Source organism: Arthrobacter sp. FX8 (assembly GCF_026723805.1).
Classification (GTDB): Bacteria; Actinomycetota; Actinomycetes; order Actinomycetales; family Micrococcaceae; genus Arthrobacter.
The window spans coordinates 1,095,548-1,116,916 of the sequence record NZ_CP113505.1; the positions used below are offsets into that span (position 1 = coordinate 1,095,548).

At 67.9% G+C, this 21,369-nt stretch carries 15 protein-coding genes and 2 pseudogenes; 13 read left to right on the forward strand and 4 right to left on the reverse strand.

The window, feature by feature from the left end:
* The first annotated feature begins 46 nt into the window (after positions 1 to 46).
* The gene (locus OUO20_RS04990) at positions 47 to 301 is read left to right on the forward strand and encodes a hypothetical protein (RefSeq protein WP_326498069.1); all 255 of its coding nucleotides are present in this window, start codon (positions 47 to 49) and stop codon (positions 299 to 301) included.
* Positions 298 to 1,064, forward strand: a pseudogene (locus tag OUO20_RS04995) (DUF3159 domain-containing protein). The gene OUO20_RS04990 and the pseudogene OUO20_RS04995 overlap by 4 nt, the downstream one beginning before the upstream one ends.
* Positions 1,065 to 1,141: 77 nt before the next feature.
* Here OUO20_RS04995 and OUO20_RS05000 read toward each other — a convergent pair.
* On the reverse strand, positions 1,142 to 1,915 hold the full coding sequence (locus OUO20_RS05000; RefSeq protein ID WP_018770735.1) for a potassium channel family protein: 774 nt from the start codon (positions 1,913 to 1,915) through the stop codon (positions 1,142 to 1,144).
* Positions 1,912 to 2,586 (reverse strand): potassium channel family protein, encoded by a 675-nt coding sequence (locus OUO20_RS05005; protein ID WP_018770736.1) that lies wholly within the window; start codon positions 2,584 to 2,586, stop codon positions 1,912 to 1,914. Before OUO20_RS05005 ends, OUO20_RS05000 begins: the two co-directional genes overlap by 4 nt.
* A 118-nt stretch (positions 2,587 to 2,704) precedes the next feature.
* Here OUO20_RS05005 and OUO20_RS05010 point away from each other — a divergent pair, with 118 nt between their 5' ends.
* From OUO20_RS05010 to OUO20_RS05060, 11 genes are all read left to right on the forward strand, one after another.
* Positions 2,705 to 4,681 carry an APC family permease gene (locus OUO20_RS05010; RefSeq protein WP_043425214.1) on the forward strand — a complete coding sequence of 659 codons (1,977 nt, stop codon included), beginning with the start codon at positions 2,705 to 2,707 and terminating at the stop codon, positions 4,679 to 4,681.
* Positions 4,678 to 6,066, forward strand: a complete 1,389-nt coding sequence (locus OUO20_RS05015) for a class I SAM-dependent RNA methyltransferase (RefSeq protein ID WP_268002943.1) — start codon at positions 4,678 to 4,680, stop codon at positions 6,064 to 6,066. The genes OUO20_RS05010 and OUO20_RS05015 overlap by 4 nt, the downstream gene beginning before the upstream one ends.
* A 165-nt stretch (positions 6,067 to 6,231) precedes the next feature.
* A complete protein-coding gene (locus OUO20_RS05020) occupies positions 6,232 to 9,045 on the forward strand; it encodes an aconitate hydratase (RefSeq protein WP_268002944.1) in 2,814 nt (937 codons plus the stop codon).
* 128 nt (positions 9,046 to 9,173) lie between these two features.
* Positions 9,174 to 11,147: a 1-deoxy-D-xylulose-5-phosphate synthase gene (dxs, locus tag OUO20_RS05025; protein WP_268002945.1), complete on the forward strand. Its 1,974-nt coding sequence runs from the start codon at positions 9,174 to 9,176 to the stop codon at positions 11,145 to 11,147.
* On the forward strand, positions 11,144 to 11,761 hold the full coding sequence (locus tag OUO20_RS05030; protein WP_018770741.1) for a DUF402 domain-containing protein: 618 nt from the start codon (positions 11,144 to 11,146) through the stop codon (positions 11,759 to 11,761). The genes dxs and OUO20_RS05030 overlap by 4 nt, the downstream gene beginning before the upstream one ends.
* Positions 11,758 to 12,318, forward strand: coding sequence for a hypothetical protein (locus tag OUO20_RS05035; protein ID WP_268002946.1), 561 nt, complete (start codon positions 11,758 to 11,760; stop codon positions 12,316 to 12,318). The genes OUO20_RS05030 and OUO20_RS05035 overlap by 4 nt, the downstream gene beginning before the upstream one ends.
* A gap of 9 nt (positions 12,319 to 12,327) precedes the next feature.
* Positions 12,328 to 13,305: an aldo/keto reductase gene (locus tag OUO20_RS05040; RefSeq protein ID WP_268002947.1), complete on the forward strand. Its 978-nt coding sequence runs from the start codon at positions 12,328 to 12,330 to the stop codon at positions 13,303 to 13,305.
* Between the two features lie 6 nt (positions 13,306 to 13,311).
* Positions 13,312 to 14,337 (forward strand): nucleoside hydrolase, encoded by a 1,026-nt coding sequence (locus OUO20_RS05045; RefSeq protein WP_268002948.1) that lies wholly within the window; start codon positions 13,312 to 13,314, stop codon positions 14,335 to 14,337.
* Between the two features lie 185 nt (positions 14,338 to 14,522).
* Positions 14,523 to 15,410, forward strand: a complete 888-nt coding sequence (locus tag OUO20_RS05050) for a hypothetical protein (RefSeq protein ID WP_056393637.1) — start codon at positions 14,523 to 14,525, stop codon at positions 15,408 to 15,410.
* A 10-nt stretch (positions 15,411 to 15,420) separates the two neighbouring features.
* Positions 15,421 to 16,209 (forward strand): energy-coupling factor transporter transmembrane component T family protein, encoded by a 789-nt coding sequence (locus tag OUO20_RS05055; RefSeq protein WP_268002949.1) that lies wholly within the window; start codon positions 15,421 to 15,423, stop codon positions 16,207 to 16,209.
* Positions 16,202 to 17,893: an ABC transporter ATP-binding protein gene (locus OUO20_RS05060; RefSeq protein ID WP_268002950.1), complete on the forward strand. Its 1,692-nt coding sequence runs from the start codon at positions 16,202 to 16,204 to the stop codon at positions 17,891 to 17,893. The genes OUO20_RS05055 and OUO20_RS05060 overlap by 8 nt, the downstream gene beginning before the upstream one ends.
* Positions 17,894 to 17,933: 40 nt before the next feature.
* Here the strand turns inward: OUO20_RS05060 and OUO20_RS05065 are convergent, their stop codons facing one another.
* Together OUO20_RS05065 and OUO20_RS05070 are read right to left on the reverse strand one after the other, a co-directional pair.
* On the reverse strand, positions 17,934 to 20,096 hold the full coding sequence (locus OUO20_RS05065) for a 3-hydroxyacyl-CoA dehydrogenase NAD-binding domain-containing protein (protein ID WP_268002951.1): 2,163 nt from the start codon (positions 20,094 to 20,096) through the stop codon (positions 17,934 to 17,936).
* Positions 20,093 to 21,366, reverse strand: a pseudogene (locus OUO20_RS05070) (thiolase family protein). The gene OUO20_RS05065 and the pseudogene OUO20_RS05070 overlap by 4 nt, the downstream one beginning before the upstream one ends.
* Positions 21,367 to 21,369: the final 3 nt, after the last annotated feature.

Consider the following 21,369-nt stretch of genomic DNA (forward strand, 5'->3'; position numbering starts at 1 on the left):
ACTTCCTGACAAGGGACGCGTCATGTGCCAGGGGCACATTGAATCGGTGACCTTTGTTCCTGCCGACCGGACCCCGGAATTCAGTGCCATTCTGTCCGAGGATGACGCCGAACGTCCGGGCCCTGGTCCGAAGCGGGGCAGGCCGCCCCGGCTCCGTGTCGTCTGGGTGGGCCGCCGCCGCGTGCCGGGCATCGAAGCGGGCGCGCGGATCCGGGTTGAGGGGATGCTGGCCCGGGGCGAAGACATGCCCACCATATTCAATCCCCGCTACGAGATACTGTCCCGCCAGGAGAACGAATGACCGCGCAAGAGCCCGAACAGCCGTCCGGCCCTGCACATCCGGGCAGAGAACAGCAGGGCAGGCCGCAGGCTCCCGGTCCATCGCCCGTTGCCGGCCTCGCCGCCGGGTACGCCGCCAAAGCGGGACTCCACCGCACCCACGACGGGCAGGTGGACGTGCTGCGCAGCGCCGGGGGAGTGCAGGGAATTGCCGAGAGCATCGTTCCCGGCCTGGTGTTCCTGGTGGCGTTCACCATCACCCGCGAGCTCACGCTGTCACTGGTGGCCGCCCTGGCATCGGCAGCCGTGTTCACCGTTGTCCGCCTGATACAGCGGCGGCCTCTGACCCAGGCCCTGGCGGGGATTGTCGGCGTCGGCATCTCCGCCTGGCTGGCCAACACCACCGGCAAGGCCGAAGACTTCTACCTCCCCGGCTTCTTCACCAACGCCGCCTACATCCTGGCGATGGTCATCTCTATTGCCGTGAAGTGGCCCGTGGCCGGGCTCCTCTTTGGCTTCATCCGCAACGAGGGCGTGGAATGGCGTAAGGAACCTGACCGGGTCAAGGCGTACCGCCTGGGCACCTGGATCATCGTGGGCGTCCTGGCGCTCCGGCTCATTGTGCAGGTGCCCCTCTACCTGATGGGCACCGACGGCCTGGCCGCCCTCGCCACCACACGGCTCATTATGGGCGCCCCCTGTACATCCTGGGCGTCTGGGTGGCCTGGCTGGTGACCCGGCCTGCCCCGGCGGAGCCTGAAGCCGGCACAGACCAGCCCGCCTGACAGACCAGGCCGCCTGACAGACCAGCCCGCCTGACGGCCAGGCCGCCCCCTTGGCCTCTCCCCGGGCAGCGGCGGACCTAGCCGTCGAAGCCGTCGTCCTCCGGGACCGGGCCGTATCCGCTGGCGGTGGCCGGCTGGGCGCTACCGCCCGCCTGCTCTCCACCGTTGATGCCGGCGGTGTCGATGCTGCCGGGTGCGGAGGAAAGCAGCTCCCGCAGCCGGTCCTCGGCGGCGATGGTGGTGACGAAGAAGAGTTCATCGCCGCCGTCGATCACGTCGTCGCGGCTGGGGGTAATGGGTGCCTGGTCCCGCAGGATCGCCACCAGGGTGGCGTCCTCCGGCCAGTGGATGTCGCCCACGGTCATGCCGATCACGTGCGAATCATGCGGGACGGTGAATTCCACCAGCGACGCCACGCCCGTCTGAAGCGTCAGCAGCCGGACCAGGTCGCCGATCTCCACTGCCTCTTCCACCAGGGCCGTCATCAGCTGCGGGGTGTTCACGGCGACGTCGACACCCCATGAATCGTTGAACATCCAGTCGTTCTTGGGGTTGTTCACCCGGCCCACCGTCCGGCCAACCCCGAACTCGGTCTTGGCCAGCAGGGACACCACCAGGTTCACCTTGTCATCGCCCGTGGCGGAAACCACCACGTCGGCGTCTTCCACCTTCGCGCCCTGCAGCGTGGAGAGCTCGCAGGCGTCACCCACCAGCCAGTGGGCGCCCCGCAGGCCGCTGCGCCCGATCACTTCCGGTTTGAGGTCGATAAGGAGGATTTCGTGCTTGTGCGCCAGCAGTTCGCGGGCAATGGACGATCCGACGCTGCCGGCGCCGACAATAACGACTTTCACTGATACTCCTTGGCGGGGGCTTTGGCGAGGATCTGGGCGATCTGGGCGCTGCGGTCCACCTGCAGCATGGCGTGCACGGTGTCGCCATCCTGGTAGGCGGTTCCGGCGTCGGGCAGCAGGCCCTCGCCGAAGCGGGTCAGGTACGCCACGCGCACATCGGCAGCCTTCTCAATGCTGCTGATGCGGTGCCCGATCCAGCCGGCGTCGAGGTCCAGTTCGGCCAGGACCAGGCGTCCTGAGGGCTCCCGGAAGTCGCCCGCGAGGTGCTGTTCGGGAAGGATGCGGCGCAGCACCTGGTCGGCGCTCCAGCGGACGGCCGCCACGGTGGGAATGCCAAGGCGCTGGTAAATCTCGGCGCGTCCCGGGTCATAGATCCTTGCGACGACGTGCGGGACGTGGAAGGTCTCACGGGCCACCCGGGTGGCCAGGATGTTGGAGTTGTCCCCGCTGGAGACCGCGGCGAAGGCATAGGCCTCGCCCACCCCGGCCTGCTTGAGGGTGTCCCGGTCAAAGCCAATGCCCGTGACTTTCCGTCCGGTAAAGCCCTGGCGGAGCCGGCGGAAGGCGCGGTCGTCCTGGTCGATGATGGCCACGGAATGTCCGGCATCCTCCAGCGTGTGCGCCAGCGTTGCCCCCACCCGGCCACATCCCATGATCACGAAATGCGCCACCGTATCTCCTCCATATGTAAGTCAGGATCGTGCAGCTAGAACTCTACCGGCACGGCCCTGGTTAGGCCCGGCCGGGGCCCGTCATGACATCGTCCGCGATTCAGACTAGCTTTGTGGGGTGTTGACAATACTGAACGCCGTCAAACGCGTGCTGGTGGGCAGGCCGTTCCGGAACGACCGGCTGGCCCATACCCTGCTTCCCAAGAAGATCGCACTGCCGATCTTCGCCTCCGACGCCCTTTCCTCCGTAGCCTACGCGCCGGACGAGATCCTCCTGACCCTTGCCCTGGCAGGTGTGAGCGCCGTGGCGATCTCGCCCCTGGTGGGACTGGCGGTGATGGTGGTCCTGCTGACCGTTGTCGCTTCCTACCGGCAAAACGTCCACGCGTACCCGTCGGGCGGCGGCGACTACGAGATCGCCAACGTAAACCTCGGCAAGTACGCCGGGCTGACGGTAGCCTCGGCCCTCCTGGTGGACTATGTCCTGACCGTTGCCGTGTCCATGTCCTCGGCAGCGGCGTACCTCACCACTGCTGTACCGTCACTGCACGGTGAGCAGGCCGTCATCGCCACCATCGGCGTCGTCATCCTTGCCCTGGTCAACCTGCGCGGCATCAAGGAAGCGGGCAGCGTATTCGCCGTCCCCACCTACATCTTCATGGCATCGATCCTGGGCATGACCGCGGTGGGCGTGTTCCAGGCCGCAACGGGGCAGCTGGGGGAGGCGCCGTCGGCGGCCTTCACCATCGTCCCCACGGAAGGCTTCGACCAGGGCCTGGTGGGCCTGGCCGGCGCGTTCCTGCTGCTCCGGGCCTTCTCCTCCGGCGCCGCAGCGCTTACGGGCGTGGAAGCGATCAGCAACGGCGTGCCGAACTTCAGGCACCCAAAGAGCAAGAATGCGGCCACCACCCTCCTGCTCCTGGGGGTGATCGGCGCCGCGATGCTGGCCGGCATCATCTACCTGGCCAACGCCACCAAGGTCCACATCGTGCTGGATCCGGCCACGGAATTCCTGCTCGACGGGAACCCGCTGCCGGAGGGATACGTCCAGAACCCGGCCATCAGCCAGATTGCCCAGACCATCTTCGGCCCGGGCAGCATCCCGTTCTACATCGTGGTGGCGGCCACCGGCGTCATCCTGGTGTTCGCGTCCAACACGGCCTTCAACGGCTTCCCGGTCCTCGGCTCCATCCTGGCCCAGGACGGCTACCTTCCCCGCCAGCTCCGGACCAGGGGCGACAGGCTTGCGTTCAGCAACGGTGTCCTTGCCCTCGCGGCAGGCGCCCTGGTGCTCATCATTTCGTTCGACGCGGACGTCACCAAGCTCATCCAGCTCTACATCGTGGGCGTCTTCATCTCCTTCACCCTCAGCCAGCTCGGCATGATCCGGCACTGGGGGCGCGAGCTGAAGCTTGCCAAGGACAAAGCCGTCCGGCGCCGGATGATGAAGTCCCGCACCATCAACAGCATCGGCTTCGGCATGACCGGGCTGGTGCTGGTCATCGTCCTCATCACCAAGTTCGAACAGGGCGCCTGGATCGCCCTCCTGGCCATGTTCGTCCTCTTCCTGATCATGTGGAGTATCCGGGCGCATTACGACAACGTGGCCAAGGAACTCGCGGTGGATGAGGACTCCTCACCCCGGGCCCTGCCCACCAGGGTGCACGCCGTCCTGCTGGTGTCCCACGTCCGCAAACCCGTCCTGCGTGCGCTGGCCTACGCCCGTGCGTCCCGGCCCTCCCGGCTGGACGCCATAACGGTGGACATCGACGCGGAGGAAACGGCCCACACCATCGCCGACTGGGAAAAGCTCGAAATCCCGGTCCCGCTGACCGTCCTGGCCAGCCCCTACCGCGAGACGGTCACGCCCATCATGGAGTACATCAAGCAAATGCGCCTGGACTCCCCGCGGGACCTGATCGTGGTCTACATCCCGGAATACGTGGTGGGCAAGTGGTGGGAGCAGCTGGTGCATAACCAGACCGCCCTGCGCATCAAGACCCGCCTGCACTTCGAACCCGGAGTCATGGTGGCCAGTGTTCCGTGGCAGCTCAAATCATCCGAAGAAGCAAAGAACCTCCAGGACGTCCAGTGACCGCAAGAACTTCAACAGCCGCGCCGCAGGCACCGGACGCTGCCGGGCACGCAGGCGAAGAGGCGGTCCTCGCCGTCGGGCCCGTGGCCCATGGCGGGCACTGTGTTGCGCGGCATGAGGGCAGGGTCATCTTTGTCCGGCACGCCATCCCGGGAGAGAAAGTCCGGGTCCGGCTGACCGATGCAGCGGACGACGCCAAGTTTTGGCGGGCGGACGTCATCGAGGTGCTCGAGGCTTCCCCCGACCGGGTGGAGCACTTTTGGCATCCTGCGGATTCCCGCCGGGCATGGGGCCACGGTCACCCGCCTGTGGGGGGTGCGGAGTTCGGGCACATGACACTGGCCCGGCAGCGCAGCCTCAAGGCGGATGTCCTGGCCGAACAGCTCACCCGGCTGGCCGGCTTTGAGCAACTGCCCGCCGCCTGGGCGGGCAGCGTGGAGGCGGTAGGGGAAAAGTACGACGGCGGCACCGGCCTTGGGTGGCGCACACGGGCCAGCTTTTCGGTCACCCCCGGCGGCAGGCTGGGAATGCACGCTCACCGTTCCAACCAGATCATCCCGGTGCGGGAGATGCCCCTGGCCAGCGGCGCCATCAACGCGCTGCGCTTGTGGGACCTTGACCTCCAGGGCATCGAGCGGGTTGAGGTGGCCGCTCCGGCCAACGCTTCCCGGCCCCTGGTGCTCCTTGCGCCCGCGCCCGGGACAAAGGACAAACGGCTGAGGGCAATTGCTGCGGAAGTGCCGGGGGACGTTTCCGTGGCGGCCTTTGATGCGCTGACCGGTGACGTGACACAGCTCCGCGGCCGGACCTGGGTGCAGGAGTCCGCCGAGGGACACGATTTCCGCGTTACCGGAGAGGGCTTCTGGCAGATCCACCGCGACGCGCCCGGGACACTTGTGGGGGCTGTCACAGAATTCCTCCGGCATGGAGACTTCCTCCACCCCGGAGCCGTGGTGGCCGACCTCTACGCAGGAGCCGGGCTCTTCACCGCTGTCCTGGCCGACGCCGTGGGGGAGACCGGGTCCGTGCTCTCGGTCGAAGGGGCGCCCGGCGCCAGCCGCGACGCCCGGAAAAACCTGCACTCCGCGCCGCAGGTGGAAGTGGTCCAGGGCCGCGTGGAACGGGTCCTGCGCCAGAAACCGCGGAATTTCGACGCCCTGGTCCTTGACCCGCCCAGGGCCGGAGCCGGGAAAGCCGTCGTCGGCCAGCTCGTCGCCTCGCAGCCCCGTGCCATTGCCTACGTGTCCTGCGACCCGGCGTCGTTCGCCCGTGACCTGGGTTACTTCCGCCGCTCAGGGTGGGACCTCGCCGGCCTCCGGGCCTTCGACCTGTACCCCCACACCCACCACCTTGAGACCGTGGCACTGCTGGCTCCGGCTCCGTGATGCGGCCGCGGTTTTGGACTACGATGACCGTAGTAGTCCCACGTCGCGCCCGAATTCTCGGCCGGCCGTGTGCAATTTTCGGGCCCTGTAACTACTTAGGGCGTCCTAACTAGCAGGCGGTCAACCGCGCGACAAAGATGAAACTGTTGCGAGAGGAGTCCTGCGATGAGCACTGTGGACAGCTTCGGTTCAAAAGGCAAACTTAATGTAGCCGGAACCGAATACGAAATTTTCCGGTTGAACTCCGTTGAAGGTGCAGAAGCCCTTCCGTTCAGCCTCAAGGTATTGCTTGAAAACCTGCTGAGGACCGAGGACGGCGCGAACATCACTGCCGATCACGTTCGCGCTTTGGCAGGCTGGGATCCGAATGCGGAGCCCGATACAGAAATCCAGTTCACGCCGGCACGCGTGATCATGCAGGACTTCACCGGCGTTCCCTGCGTGGTTGACCTGGCGACGATGCGTGAAGCCGTCAAGGAACTGGGCGGCGACCCCAAGCGGGTCAACCCGCTGGCGCCGGCCGAGATGGTCATCGACCACTCGGTCCAGATCGATGCCTTCGGCAACTCCGGCGCGCTGGAGCGCAACATGGAGATCGAATACCAGCGCAACGGTGAGCGCTACCAGTTCCTGCGCTGGGGCCAGACCGCGTTCGACGACTTCAAGGTGGTACCCCCGGGAACCGGCATCGTGCACCAGGTCAACATTGAGTACCTGGCCCGCACCGTCATGACCCGCGAAGTGGGCGGCGTCCTGCGCGCCTACCCGGACACCTGCGTGGGCACCGACTCCCACACCACCATGGTCAACGGCCTGGGCGTGCTGGGCTGGGGCGTGGGCGGCATCGAAGCCGAGGCCGCCATGCTCGGCCAGCCCGTCTCCATGCTGATCCCGCGCGTCGTGGGCTTCAAGCTCAGCGGCAGCATCCCCGCCGGAGCCACCGCAACGGACGTAGTGCTGACCATCACCGAAATGCTGCGCCAGCACGGCGTGGTGGGCAAGTTCGTTGAGTTCTACGGTGAAGGCGTCGCAGCAGTGCCGCTGGCCAACCGCGCCACGATTGGCAACATGAGCCCCGAGTTCGGTTCCACCGCCGCCATGTTCCCCATCGACGACGTCACCCTGGACTACCTGCGCCTCACCGGCCGGTCCGATGAGAACGTCGCCCTGGTCGAGGCCTACGCGAAGGAACAGGGCCTCTGGCACGACCCCTCCCGCGACATCAAATTCTCCGAGTACCTCGAGCTGGACCTGTCGACCGTCGTTCCGTCGATCTCCGGCCCGAAGCGCCCGCAGGACCGCATCATCCTCACCGAATCCAAGGCGCAGTTCCGCGAAGACCTCCGCAACTACGTCAAGGTGGACCTCGCCGACGGCAGCCTGGACGAAGCGATCGACGAGAGCTTCCCGGCGTCAGACTCACCCTCGTTCACCGCCACGGCAACCCACCTCACCGAGGAAGCCCCGCACGCCCACGGACCGAAGTCCAACGGCCGCCCGACGAAGAAGGTGGCCGTCAAGACCGCTGACGGCCGCGAATTCGAGCTGGACCACGGTGCGGTGTCGATTGCCTCGATCACCTCCTGCACCAACACGTCCAACCCGTCCGTGATGCTGGCGGCAGCACTGCTGGCCCGCAACGCCGTCGAAAAGGGCCTCGCCGCCAAGCCGTGGGTCAAGACCTCCGTTGCCCCCGGTTCCAAGGTTGTTACCGACTACTACAACAAGTCGGGCCTGACCCCCTACCTGGAGAAGCTCGGCTTCTACATCGTGGGTTACGGCTGCGCCACCTGCATCGGCAACTCCGGCCCCCTCGACGCCGAGATCTCCGAGGCAATCCAGGCCAACGACCTCTCCGTCACCGCAGTCCTCTCCGGCAACCGCAACTTCGAAGGCCGGATCAACCCGGACGTCAAGATGAACTACCTGGCCTCCCCGCCGCTGGTCATCGCCTACGCCCTGGCTGGAACCATGGACTTCGACTTCGAGAACGACGCACTGGGCCAGGACGAAGCCGGCAACGACGTCTTCCTGAAGGACATCTGGCCCAACCCGGTCGAGGTCCAGCAGGTCATCGATTCCTCGATCGACAAGGGCATGTTTGCCCGCGGCTACGAGGGCGTCTTCGATGGCGACGACCGCTGGAAGGCCCTCGATACCCCGGCCGGCGACACCTTCGCCTGGGATGAGAAGTCCACCTACGTCCGGAAGCCCCCGTACTTCGAGGGCATGCAGGCGACGCCGGAACCGGTCAAGGACATCACCGGCGCCCGCGTGCTGCTGAAGCTCGGCGACTCCGTCACCACCGACCACATCTCCCCGGCCGGTTCGTTCAAGTCCGACACCCCCGCCGGCCAGTACCTGCTGGCCAACGGCGTGGAGCGCAAGGACTTCAACTCCTACGGCTCGCGCCGTGGCAACCACGAGGTGATGATCCGCGGTACGTTCGCGAACATCCGCATCAAGAACCAGCTCCTGGACGGTGTTGAGGGTGGCTTCACCCGCGACTTCACCCAGGCTGACGGCCCGCAGGCCTACGTCTACGACGCCGCGCAGAACTACCAGGCAGCCGGCACCCCGCTGGTGGTCCTGGCCGGCAAGGAGTACGGCTCCGGTTCGTCCCGTGACTGGGCCGCCAAGGGTACCGCCCTGCTGGGTGTCAAGGCTGTCATCGCCGAAAGCTACGAGCGCATCCACCGCTCCAACCTGATCGGCATGGGCGTCCTGCCGCTGCAGTTCCCGGCCGGCGAGAACGCTGCCAGCCTGGGCCTGACCGGCACGGAAACCTTCTCGGTGGAGGGCGTCACTGCCCTGAACGAGGGCACCACGCCCAAGACCCTGAAGGTCACCGCCACCGCCGAGGACGGCTCCTCGAAGTCGTTCGACGCCGTCCTGCGCATCGATACGCCGGGTGAAGCGGACTACTACCGCAACGGCGGCATCCTGCAGTACGTGCTGCGCCAGATCTCCGCCAACTAGCGGTACCTGCCAGCAGGCACCATCCTCCCGAAGCCCCGGCCGGTCACCGACCAGCCGGGGCTTCGGCTTTGCAGCCAAGCCAAGGCGTTAGAGTTAAACGGCACGTCTACCACCCGAAGGAGGGGTCATTGGGAATCTTGGACACCATCCGGAATCCGCAGGACCTGAACGAGTTGACCGAGGAACAGCTGGAACAGCTGGCCTCGGAGATCAGGGAATTCCTGATCACTAACGTTTCCCAGACGGGCGGCCACCTCGGACCCAACCTCGGCGTCGTGGAGCTGACGCTGGCCGTGCACCGCATTTTCGAATCGCCCCGCGACAGCATCGTCTTCGACACGGGCCACCAGTCCTACGTCCATAAGCTGCTGACCGGACGCCAGGACTTCAGCACCCTTCGCCAGGAAGGCGGACTCTCCGGCTACCCCGCGCGGGCCGAATCGGAGCACGACATCGTCGAAAGCTCCCACGCATCCTCCTCCCTGTCCTGGGCCGACGGCATCTCCCGCGCCCGCGAGCTCACGGGAGAAGGCGACAGGCACGTCGTCGCCATCGTGGGCGACGGCGCCCTCACCGGCGGGATGGCCTGGGAAGCCATCAACAACATCGCCGCGGACAAGAAGCGCCGCGTGGTCATCGTGGTCAACGACAACGGCCGCTCCTACGCACCCACCGTCGGCGGATTCGCCGACTACCTTGCCTCCCTGCGCCCCACCATCGACTCCTTCCGCGCCGCGCCGGCGTATGAGGGCGCACTGGACTGGTGGAAGAAGAAACTCCAGAACGGCGGCCCGGTGGGCCAGTTCACCTACAAGAGCCTGCATGCCATGAAGAAGGGCATCAAGGACTGGTGGGCCCCGCAGGGCATGTTCGAGGACCTGGGCATGAAATACATCGGTCCGGTGGACGGCCACAACCTCCAGGCCATGGAACACGCGCTCTCCACCGCCAGGAACTACGGCGGCCCCGTCATCGTCCACGCCATGACGGAGAAGGGCCACGGCTACGCTCCTGCCCGGGCCCATGAAGCAGACCAGTTCCACGCCGTCGGCATCATCGACCCCGAGACCGGCGAACCAACCGGCAGTGGGGGCGCCCAGTCCTGGACCTCCGTCTTCGCCGATGAGATCGCCGCCATCGCCGACGAGCGCGAGGACATTGTCGGCATCACCGGCGCCATGCTGATCCCGGTGGGCCTGCACAAATTTGCGGCCAAGCACCCCGAGCGCGTCATCGACGTCGGGATCGCCGAACAGCATGCGCTCACCGCGGCCGCCGGCATGGCCTTTGGCGGGCTGCATCCGGTGGTTGCCGTCTATGCCACTTTCCTGAACCGTGCCTTCGACCAACTGCTGATGGACGTGGCCCTGCACAAGGCAGGCGTCACCATTGTCCTGGACCGCGCGGGGGTCACCGGCCCGGACGGCGCCAGCCACCACGGCATGTGGGACATGGCCATGGTCCAGATCGTCCCCGGCCTCCACCTGGCAGCGCCCCGCGACGCCACCCGGCTCCGGGAGGAACTGCGCGAAGCGGTGGCCATCAGCGACGCCCCCAGCGTGGTCCGCTTCTCCAAGGGCTCCGTTGGTCCGGCGGTCGAGGCGCTGGAGCGGTTAAGCGACGGCGTGGACATCCTTGCCCGCCGCCCCTCCGGCTCCACCGAGAACGACGTCCTGATCGTCAGCGTCGGCGCGATGTCCGAGCTGGCCCTCGACGTTTCCAACCGGCTCGGGGCGCAGGGCATCAGCACCACCGTAGTGGATCCGCGCTGGGTCCTCCCGGTCCGCCATTCCATCATCGCGCTGGCCTCGCACCACCGGCTGGTGATCTGCATCGAAGACGGCGTCCGCGCCGGTGGCGTGGGATCGCGCATCCGGCAGGAGATGCGGGCGGCAGGCGTGGACACCGCCCTGAACGAGGTTGGCCTGCCCGTCGAGTTCCTGGAGCATGGCACCCGCAACCAGGTGCTGGAGCGCGTTGGGCTGACCGCCCAGCAGATCACTCACGACGTCGTTGCGCAGGTCCTGGGAACCAAGGTTCCGTTTGCGCGGCCCCTGCCCGGGCAGCAGCACCCCACCACCGGCAGCCTCCCGATCCTGTGAGGGACGAGGACGAGCTGAAGTATCCCGGCCCCGCCGGGGAGTCCGGACCGGTCCTGCACACCACCACCACGCGCGTTCCCAACGGTCTAAAGCCGGGACAGCTGGTGGTCTCCCGGAACCGGAAGTGGAACGGCAAGGCCCACTGGGTGGTGCCGGGCCGGTACCTGGGCGAAGACCGGCACGGGTGGTGGATCTTCCAGGGCACCAACGAGTTCTGCTCCCGCCCCGGCGCCGCTTTCTACACGCGCTCCGACGCCGTCCTGCTGGTGCCGCGCGAGGGTGACTGGGTGGCCACGTTCTACGACTCCGCGCATCCGGCGGGAGTACGGGTCTACATCGACCTGGCGGTGGGCCACGAATGGACACACATCCGGCCGGCGGTGACCGAGTTCCACGTGATCGACATGGACCTGGACGTCATCCGGACGGCTGACCGCGGCGTCTTCATCGACGACCAGGACGAGTTCGCCGAACACAGCGTCTCCATGCGCTACCCGCAGCAACTGATTGAGGACATCCAAGCCGCAGCGGACGGGCTTTACCACGCCGTGAAGGCACAGCAGGCGCCATTCGACGGCACCGACGTCGAATGGTTTACAGAAGGACGTAAATGAGCGGCATTGTCAGGGTCTACAAGCGCGACGACGAGGGCACCCTCCACTTCCGGGAGGCCTGGTTCGACGAGGAGTACTCCCAGTTCGTCATGAACTTCGGAGCCGTGGGGCACCAGAGCAAAACCGAGGAAACCGACGTCCCGGATGCTGCTGCCGCGGAGGGCCTCCTGGACGCCTTCGCAGCCCAGTGCGCGGAGGACGGCTACGCCGAGATCCCCACCGAGGAACAGTTCTGGGTGGTGGCGCAGTTCGCGCTCAAGACCAGGGAGGGCACCGACCGGGACCGCTACCTGGAGCAGAAGGCCACGGACGCCCTGATCAGCCACCTCGCCTGGCGCGGCCTGGGCACGGTGGAGCGGTCCGAATTCACTGACTACAAGCTCAACATCTTCTGCCTCTGCCCGGACGTGAACAAGGCCGTCAACGCCATCAAAGTCTGCGCCCGCGGCGAGGACCTTGACTTCACCAAGCTCAGCATCGGCGCCGCCCCCTACGGCGACCCTGACCACTTCAAGCTCAAGCACTCAGCCAAGCCCGCCAGCAACTTCACCCTCTAGGAGGCGTCCTTGACCAGTTACCGCCGCGTTGGAAAATCCGGCCTGACCGTCTCCACCGTGGGCCTTGGCTGCAACAACCTTGGCCGCGCCAATACCGCCACCGAGACGCAGGACGCCACGGACGCCGTCGTCCACGCAGCGGTGGATGCCGGCATCACCCTCTTCGACGTTGCCGACACCTATGGGCGGGAGCCCGGATTGAGCGAAACCATGCTCGGCAAGGCTCTCGGAAACAAGCGCTCCGGCGTCGTCCTGGCCACCAAGTTCGGCATGGACATGAAGGGCGGCAGCGGGCCGGACTTCGGCGCCCGCGGGTCGCGGCGCTACATCATCCAGGCGGTGGAGGCCTCGCTGCGGCGCCTCGGCACGGACTGGATCGACCTCTACCAGTTCCACACCCCGGATCCGCTGACCCCCATCGATGAGACCCTCGCGGCGCTGGACACCCTGGTCCGCAGCGGCAAGGTCCGCTACATCGGCCACTCCAACCGTTCCGGCTGGCAGATCGCCCAGGCGGAGTACGTGGCCCGCGAACTGGGCACGGCCCGCTTCATCTCCACCCAGAACCACTACAACCTCCTGGACCGCCGTGCCGAGCTCGAGGTGACGCCCGCCGCGGAGGAGTTCGGGCTCGGTGTCCTGCCGTACTTCCCGCTGGCCAACGGACTCCTCACCGGCAAGTACTCACCGGGCCATGCCCCGGAGGGGTCCCGGCTCAGCCACACCCGCACCAACATGGTGGACGACGCCGACTGGGACCAGTTGGGCCGGTTCAGCGCCTTCGCGAAGGAACGCGGGCTGACTGAAATCGAGGTGGCCTTCTCCTGGCTTGCCGCCCAGCCCTCGGTGGCCAGCGTCATCGCCGGGGCCACCAGGCCGGAGCAGGTCAGGCAGAACGCGGAAGCGGCGAACTGGGTCCCCACGCCCGAAGACCTGGCTGACCTGGACGGGATCTTCCCGGCAGTGCCCAAGGTCGCGCTCTTCTAGGCCGCCGTGCCCGCCTACCTCCTGGATGTTGACACCGGGATCGACGACGCCCTGGCCCTTGCCTACCTGGCCGCCCTCCCGGACACGGAGATCGTGGCGGTCACGGCCTCTCCCGGCAACGTGGACGCGGACCAGGTTGCCCGCAACACCCTGGCCCTGCTGGAACTGTGCGGCAGGTCCGGGGTCCAGGTGGCGGTTGGTGCCCGCCAGCCCCTGTCCATCCCGCTGCTCACCACCCCTGAGACCCACGGACCGCAAGGGATCGGGTACGCCGTGCTGCCCGAACCCGCCGGGCTGCTCTGCGACCGGGACGCCGTGGACCTCTGGATCGAACATGCCAGGGCCAGGCCAGGCGAGCTCACCGCGCTCATCACCGCACCGCTGACCAACTTCGCCCTGGCCCTGCGCAAGGAACCGGAACTGCCCAACCTACTGGCCAAGGCAGTAATCATGGGCGGCGCCTTCTACCACCAAGGCAACACCACCCCCACCGCCGAGTGGAACACGCACGTGGATCCGCACGCCGCCAAGGAGGTCTACGCCGCGTACCGGGGAAGGCCGCTGGAGAAACTCCCCATCGTCTGCTCCCTTGACACCACCGAACGCATGGAACTGCACCCGGCCCACGTCACGGCGCTGGCCCGGGCCGCGGGTGCCGGCGTTCCCGAACTGCTGCTCCCGGAACAGCCGGAAGGGCGGCGCAGCACCTCCGACAACACCCTCATCAGGCACCTTTCAGATGCCCTGCGGTTCTACTTTGAATTCCACCGGCTCTACGACCAGGGATACCTGGCCCACGTCCACGACTTCTTCGCCGCAGGAGTCGCGGCAGGCACGCTCGAGTACACGGCGCGGACCGCCACCGTGGACGTCGAAACGGATTCGCCGCTCCTGGCGGGAACCACTGTGGCCGACTTCCGCGGGCTCTGGGGCACACCCCCAAACGCCAGGATTGTCGACAGCAACAACCCGGAGCAGGCGTTCCGCGAACTCGTGTCCGCCATCGGAAGCCTGGCCCGCCGGGTTGGCTGACAGGGCAGGGGCGGACCCGTCATGACCGGGCCACCCGGCACGGGACGCTGCCGGACGATGGCCGGTAGAATGGGCCACGGACCGGCCCGGCGCAGTTGCCGCCGGCTGCTGCCGAGGTGACATAGGCAGCCACACTCCGGCCCGGCACTGCCGGGCCACTGCCTGCACCCAAAGGAACATTCCCCATGTCATCGCCCTCTTTGACGCTTCCGTCCCAGGAACGCCCGGCGGCCCGCCGCCGGCTGCTGGAGATCCTCGGCGCCCTGGCCATCGCGGCCACCTATGTCTACCTGGTGCTCAACCAGCCGGCAGACATCACCGGAGGTCCGGGCAGCGCATCGGCCCTGATCGCCCTCACCGGCTTCCTGGCAGGCGCAGTCCTGCTGATCGTCGCCGTCCTGCCCACGCTGCCCGCGTCCACCCTGGTGCTCATTCCGGTGGCCCTGGTCCTGAACATCGTGCTCGGCCAGTTCGTTGGCAGCACCCTGGTTCCCTTCTACCTCGACGCCATCGGCACGGTGTTGATCGCGGTCCTGGCCGGCCCGGCCGCCGGTGCCGCCACCGGAGCGCTCAGCAGCATCGTCTGGTCCTTCTTCAACCCCACGGTGCTTCCGTTCGCAGCCGGCGCCGCGCTCATTGGCTGCCTCGCCGGGCTGGCAGCACGCTACGGCCTCTTCCGCCGCTTCTACCTGGCTCCCGTGGCCGGTTTCGCCACCGGAATCATCGCCGGCGTGGTGTCCGCCCCGGTGGCCGCCTTCGTCTTCGGGGGCACCTCCGGCGTGGCCACGGGGGCCATCGTCAGCGCCTTCCGGGCCATGGGGGACACCCTCCTGGCCGCGATCACCAAGCAGGCACTGATCTCCGACCCTATGGACAAGGCCATCGTGTTCACAGTCGTGGCCATCCTGGTCTATGCGCTGCCCCGCAGGGCACGCCTGCAGTTCCCTTTCGTGCGACGCCACCGGGTCCTGGCCGGCAACACCCCCGTGGAGGCCGCGGCTGACGCTCCCGCACAGGGGCCCGGGCACGGTCCCGCGCAGGGCACCTCCCCGGATTCTGCACGGAAGGGCTGACCGCAACGCTGTGACGGCATCATCGGCAGGCAGGACGGCAGCGTCGGCCAGGCGGGAACGCCTTAACCCGCTGACGTCGCTGACGGCTGCCGCGGCCACGGCGGCCATTACGACGGCGGCCGGCACCTGGCCGCTGTCCCTCGCCGTGGTTGCCGCCTGCCTTGGCCTGTCCGTGGCGGGCGGCACGGCCCGGCGGGTGCTCCCGGCGGCTGCGGCAGTCCTGGTCCCGCTTGGCCTGTCGCTGCTGTGGCTGCACGGACTGTTCTTCCCGGAGGGCAGGACCGTCCTGGCAGAGTGGGGACCTGCCCGTATCACCCAGGAGGGCCTGGCCTTCGCCGGGCAGCGGTTCCTGCAGCTGGCGGCCGTGGTCCTGGCCCTCCTGCTGTTCTCCTTCAGCGTCCGCGTGCCCGACCTCGTGGCGGCCTTGTCCGCCCGCGGCGTACAGGGCCGGTTCGCCTTCGTACTGGCGTCCACCCTGACCCTGCTGCCTGCCATCGCCGCCCGGGCGCAGCGTATCCGGCAGGCCCAGGAATCACGCGGCCTGGTGGTCTCCCGCAGCCTGGTGTCCAGGTTGGGCGCGTTCCGGCTGCAGGCCGTTCCGCTGGTCCTCTCCCTGATCGATGATGCCGGCACCCGTGCTGCCGCCCTGGAAGCCCGGGGACTCAGCAACACCGGGCCGCGGACCAGCTACCGCGAGGTGCCTGATTCCGGCCGGCAGCGGACAGTACGCATCGTGCTGGTGCTCGCTGCCCTGGCGGCAGTGGTTCTCCGGGTAGTGCAGGCGGGCGCAGGTGGCTGAGCCCATGGTGTCCCGCGGCCAACGCAACGCCGGTAATGCGGGCAATGCCAGCAATGACAGTAATGCAGGCAATGCCAGTGATGCGGGCAATGCCAGTAATGCCAGTAATGCGGCCACGTCAGGCAAGCCGGTGCTGGCCGCCGGGATCCGGCACTTCACCTTCCACGACGGGCAGGTCCCGGCCCTGCAGGATGTCGCCATATCTCTTGCACCGGGCTCCTTCACGGCCATCCTGGGCGCCTCCGGAAGCGGGAAGTCCACCCTGGGCCGCCTGCTGGCCGGGTGGCTGCCTCCGGGCGGCCACGGATCGCTGGCAGGGTTCCTTGAGTTGTCCGGCACGCGCCTGGAGTTTGCCGGCGGCGCGGGGGACCCGCGGATCGATCCCGCCCAGTGGGGCCGCCACGTGGGCTTTGTCCCCCAGGACCCCGGCGCCGTGCTGTCCACCGTCCGCGCCACGGTTGCGGAGGAACTCGCGTTTGGACTGGAGAATGCCGGTACGGGGCGTGGTGACATGCAGGCGGCGGTGCAGCGCACGGCCGGGCTGCTGGGACTTCAGGGCCTGCTGGACCAGGACCCCGGGACGCTTTCCGGTGGCCAGCTCCGCCGGCTGGCCATCGGCTGCGCCATCATCGCCGGACCTCCTGTGCTGGTCATGGACGAGCCCTTCGCCTCCCTGGACGCGGCAGGGGCGGAGGATCTTGCCACCCTGGTCCTGGACCTGCTGAAGCGGGGTACCGCCGTCGTAATCCTCAGCCAGGTGGTCGACGCCCTGCTCCTGGACGCAGACACATGGGTGGTACTCGCTGGGGGCATGGTCACGGCAGCGGGGCATCCCGCCGGTATGGGAGCGGGGCATGCCAACGATGGCGGTGTCCCGCCAGTGCTGCCCCGGGCAATCAGGCGTCCTGCCGTGCCGGAGTCCGCGGTACCGCCAAGGCGGCCTGCAGCCCGGCAGGCGGGGCCGGCTGCCCTGCAGCTCCGCGGCGTCTCCTTCGCTTACCCGGACCCGCAGGTTCGCGGAAAAGAAAGCCGCAGAAGATGGGGCAGGGCGGCACCGGCGGGCGGCCTGAACACAGGCACCCCAGTGCTGCAGGACATCAGCCTGCAGGTCCACCCGGGGGAGATCGTGGCGGTCACCGGGCCCAACGGCGCCGGAAAATCGACGCTCCTGCGGCACTTCAACGGGCTGCTGCGACCCACCGCGGGAACTGTCCTGGTCAGCGGCAGCGACATCTCAAGCGACCCCGTCGGACGGACCGCTGCATCCGTGGGCCTGTTGTTCCAGCAGCCGCGCGACCAGCTGTTTGAACGGACCGTACTGCGGGAGGTCAGCTTCGGGCTGGAGCGATTGGTGGGCCGGGACATGGTTGCCGGCCGCGCCGCCGCGGCGCTTCAGGCCGTCGGGCTGGCGGAGGCCGCCGACGAGCACCCCGCCGAGCTGCCGGCATCCGCCCAGCGCCTCCTGGCGCTGGCCACCGTCCTGGCGCGCAGGCCCGCCGTCCTGGCGCTGGACGAACCTACCGTGGCACTGGACGGGGACGGGCTGGCCCTGCTGGACGCCGCCGTCGGATCGGCAGCAGCGGCGGGCGCCGGCGTCGTGCTGGTCACCCATGACCTGGGCTACGCACGGACGGCGGCGCACCGGCTCCTGACGCTCGACGGCGGCCGGCTGACCCCGGCCTGACAGGCAGCACCCACCGTCCTGGCTGCCGGCCTGGTGCCGGTTACCCTGCGGCGGGGGACGCGACGCCCGGTGCCAGGAAACGCCTGCCGTTGACCCGCTCCGCGGCCCCCACCCGGTCCAGGTACGACGTGATGCCACCCAGGAACATGGGCCAGCCCGCGCCCAGGATCATGCACAGGTCGATGTCCTCGGGTCCGGCGACGACGCCCTCGTCCAGCATGAGGCCGATTTCCTCAGCCAGGGCATCCTGGACGCGGTGCAGCACCTGCTCCGCCGTGGACGGGCTGGAGCCAAAGGACAGCAGCTCAATCGTGGACTGGGGGATGGTCCGCGAACCGTCCGGGGCGGTCTCCCACAGTGCTTTGACGTTGTTGTCGATGAGCTTCTTGAGGTTATCGGAGACCGGGAAGCGGTCGCCGAAGGCGGCGTTCAGGGACTCCTGGACATGCTGCGCAACGGGCAGGCCCACCATGGCCAGCAGCGTGAACGGCGTCATGGGCAGCCCCATGGGCCGCAACGCGGCGTCCGCCACCTCCGCCGGGGTGCCCTCGTCGAAGGCCGCCGTGACTTCCCCCATGAGCCTCAGCAGGATGCGGTTGACCACGAACGCGGCCGCATCCTTGACCAGCACGCCGTTCTTCTTCAGCGCCTTGGCCAGTTCGAAGGCGGTGGCCAGCACGGCATCGTCCGTGCGCGGGGCGCGCACGATTTCCAGCAGCGGCATCACAGCCACGGGATTGAAGAAGTGGAAGCCCACCAGCCGTTCGGGATGCTGCAGGTCCGCGGCCATTTCCGTCACGGAGAGCGAGGACGTGTTCGTGGCCAGGATGCACTCCGGCGCCACGATGCCTTCCAGCTCGACGAAGACCTGCTTCTTGATGTGCAGTTCCTCGAAGACGGCCTCGATCACGAAGTCGGCGTCAGCGAAGGCGTCCTTTGACACCGAGCCCGTCACCAGCGCCTTGGTCCGGTTGGCCGCGTCCTGGCTTAGGCGCTGCTTGGCCAGCAGCTTGTCCACCTGGGCGTGGACGTACGCAACGCCTTTGTCCACGCGCGCCTGGTCGATGTCGGTCAGGACCACGGGCACCTTCAGCTGGCGGGCAAAAAGCAGGGCCAGTTGGCCGGCCATCAGTCCGGCGCCCACCACGCCCACCTTGGTGACGGGCCGGGCCAGCTTGCGGTCAGGGGCGCCGGCCGGGCGTTTGGCACGCTTCTGCACCAGGTCGAGGAAGGCGTAGACGGTAGAGCGGAACTCATCCGTCTGCATCAGCCCGGCCAGTGTGTCGCATTCCAGCGCGGCGGACTCCGCCGCTATCATGGTGCGGTTTGCCTCGAGGATGTCCAGGACCTTGGCTGGGGCTGGGGAGGCGTTGGAGGTCTTGGCCTCGACGAAGGCCCGCCCCGCGTCCACCGCGGCGGCCCAGCGGGTTGCCGCGTCAGGGGAGGAAGGGTCGACGGCGTTGGCCCGCTCCGGGACCACCTCACCGGAGATGACACCGGCCGCCCAGGCCAGCGACTGTTCCAGGAAGTCGGCAGGCTCGAAGAGGGCGTCGGCGATGCCCATGCCGAATGCCTGCGCACCGGTGAGGGGGCGGTTGTTGCTGAGCGGGTTTTCGATCATGACCTTTACGGCATTTTCCGGGCCCACCAGGCGGGGAAGGATGTAGACGCCGCCCCAGCCGGGCACCAGGCCAAGGAAGGCTTCCGGAAGCGCCAGGGCACCCGCCCCCGTGGACACCGTGCGGTAGGTGGACTGCAGGGCGATTTCCAGGCCGCCGCCCAGCGCGGCGCCGTTGATGAAGGCGAAGCTGGGGACGCCAAGGTTTGCCAGGGTTGCATAGACGTCGTGGCCCAGCTGTGCCATCCACAGCCCGTGCTCACGCTTTTCCAGCGACTTCACGGCGGAGAGGTCCGCGCCCGCCACCAGGTAATGCGGCTTGCCGGTCACACCGACGCCCACAATCTCGCCACGGGCCGCACGGTCGCGCAGGCCCTCCAGGACGGTGCCGAGCTCCACCAGGGTGTTGGGGCCCAGGGTGGTGGGTTTGGTGTGGTCCAGGTCGTTGTCCAGGGTGACGAGGGCAAAGGTGCCCGGGCTGGGCCTGCCCGCCGTGCCTGGCAGGGCGATGTCCTGCACATAGGAGTGGGTCACGGTTTCGTTGGGGAAAAGGTCCGCCAACTTGCGGTAATCTGCGGCGCTCATGCCATGGCTCCTTCGGAAACGGCGGCGGTCTTCCCGGAGGGGGTTCCGCTGTAGTCGGGGTGGTGCGGGTTCTCCCAGATCACGGTGCCGCCCATGCCAAGGCCCACGCACATGGTGGTGATCCCGTACCGCACGGAGGGGTCCTCTTCGAACTGGCGGGCCAGCTGGATCATCAGCCGGACACCGGAGGAGGCAAGGGGGTGCCCCACGGCGATGGCGCCGCCGTACCGGTTGACCCGGGGGTCGTCGTCGGCGATGCCGTAGTGGTCAAGGAAGCTCAGGACCTGGACGGCGAACGCCTCGTTGATCTCGAACAGGCCGATGTCCCCGATGGTCAGCCCGGCGTTCTTCAGTGCTTTCTCGGTGGCCGGGACGGGGCCGATGCCCATCACCTCGGGCTCCACCCCCGCATAGGCGTAGCTCACCAGCCGCATCTTCACGGGCAGCCCCAGCTCTGCGGCGGCCTCGGAGGAGGCAAGGACAGCGGCGGTTGCGCCGTCGTTCAGCCCGGCGGCGTTTCCGGCAGTAACCCGGCCGTGGGCCCGGAACGGCGTGCGCAGGGCGGCCAGGTCGTCCATGGTGGTGCCCGGGCGCGGCGGTTCGTCCTTGCTGTGGACGGTCCAGCCCTCGCCCGGCTTCCGGGCGGCAACGGGAACCAGGTCCGGCTGGATCCTGCCGTCCCGGTAGGCGGCTGCCAGCTTGTCCTGCGAGGCCACCGCGTAGGCATCGGTGCGCTGCTTGGTGATGGCGGGGAAGCGGTCGTGCAGGTTCTCGGCCGTGTTTCCCATGTTCAGGGCTGCCGGGTCCACCAGCCGCTCGGACATGAACCGGGGGTTGGGGTCGGCGCCGGAGCCCATGGGATGGTGGCCCATGTGTTCCACTCCGCCGGCAACCACCACGTCGTAGGCGCCGAATCCGATGCCGCCGGCCGTGGTGGTGACGGCCGTCATGGCACCGGCGCACATCCGGTCGATGGCGAAGCCGGGGACCGTCCGGGGAGACCGGCCAGCAGCGCGGCGGTCCGGCCCAGGGTGAGGCCCTGGTCGCCGGTCTGGGTGGTGGCGGCAATGGCCACCTCATCAATCCGCTCCGAAGGCAGGGACGGGTTGCGGCGAAGGAGGCCGCGGATGCACTTCACGATCAGGTCGTCGGCCCGGGTTCCGGCGTAAATTCCTTTCTCGCCGGCCCTGCCGAAGGGTGTGCGGATGCCGTCCACAAAGACGACGTCGCGGACAGTGCGCGGGGATGCGCCGCTTCCGTGCTGGCTCACGTG

Excerpts from the sequence above, each read along its gene's own strand:
- OUO20_RS05020 (WP_268002944.1), top strand. The coding sequence starts at position 6,232 with ATGAGCACTGTGGACAGCTTCGGTTCAAAAGGCAAACTTAATGTAGCC.
- OUO20_RS05035 (WP_268002946.1), top strand. The coding sequence starts at position 11,758 with ATGAGCGGCATTGTCAGGGTCTACAAGCGCGACGACGAGGGCACCCTC.
- OUO20_RS05050 (WP_056393637.1), top strand. The coding sequence starts at position 14,523 with ATGTCATCGCCCTCTTTGACGCTTCCGTCCCAGGAACGCCCGGCGGCC.
- OUO20_RS05065 (WP_268002951.1), bottom strand. The coding sequence starts at position 20,096 with ATGAGCGCCGCAGATTACCGCAAGTTGGCGGACCTTTTCCCCAACGAA.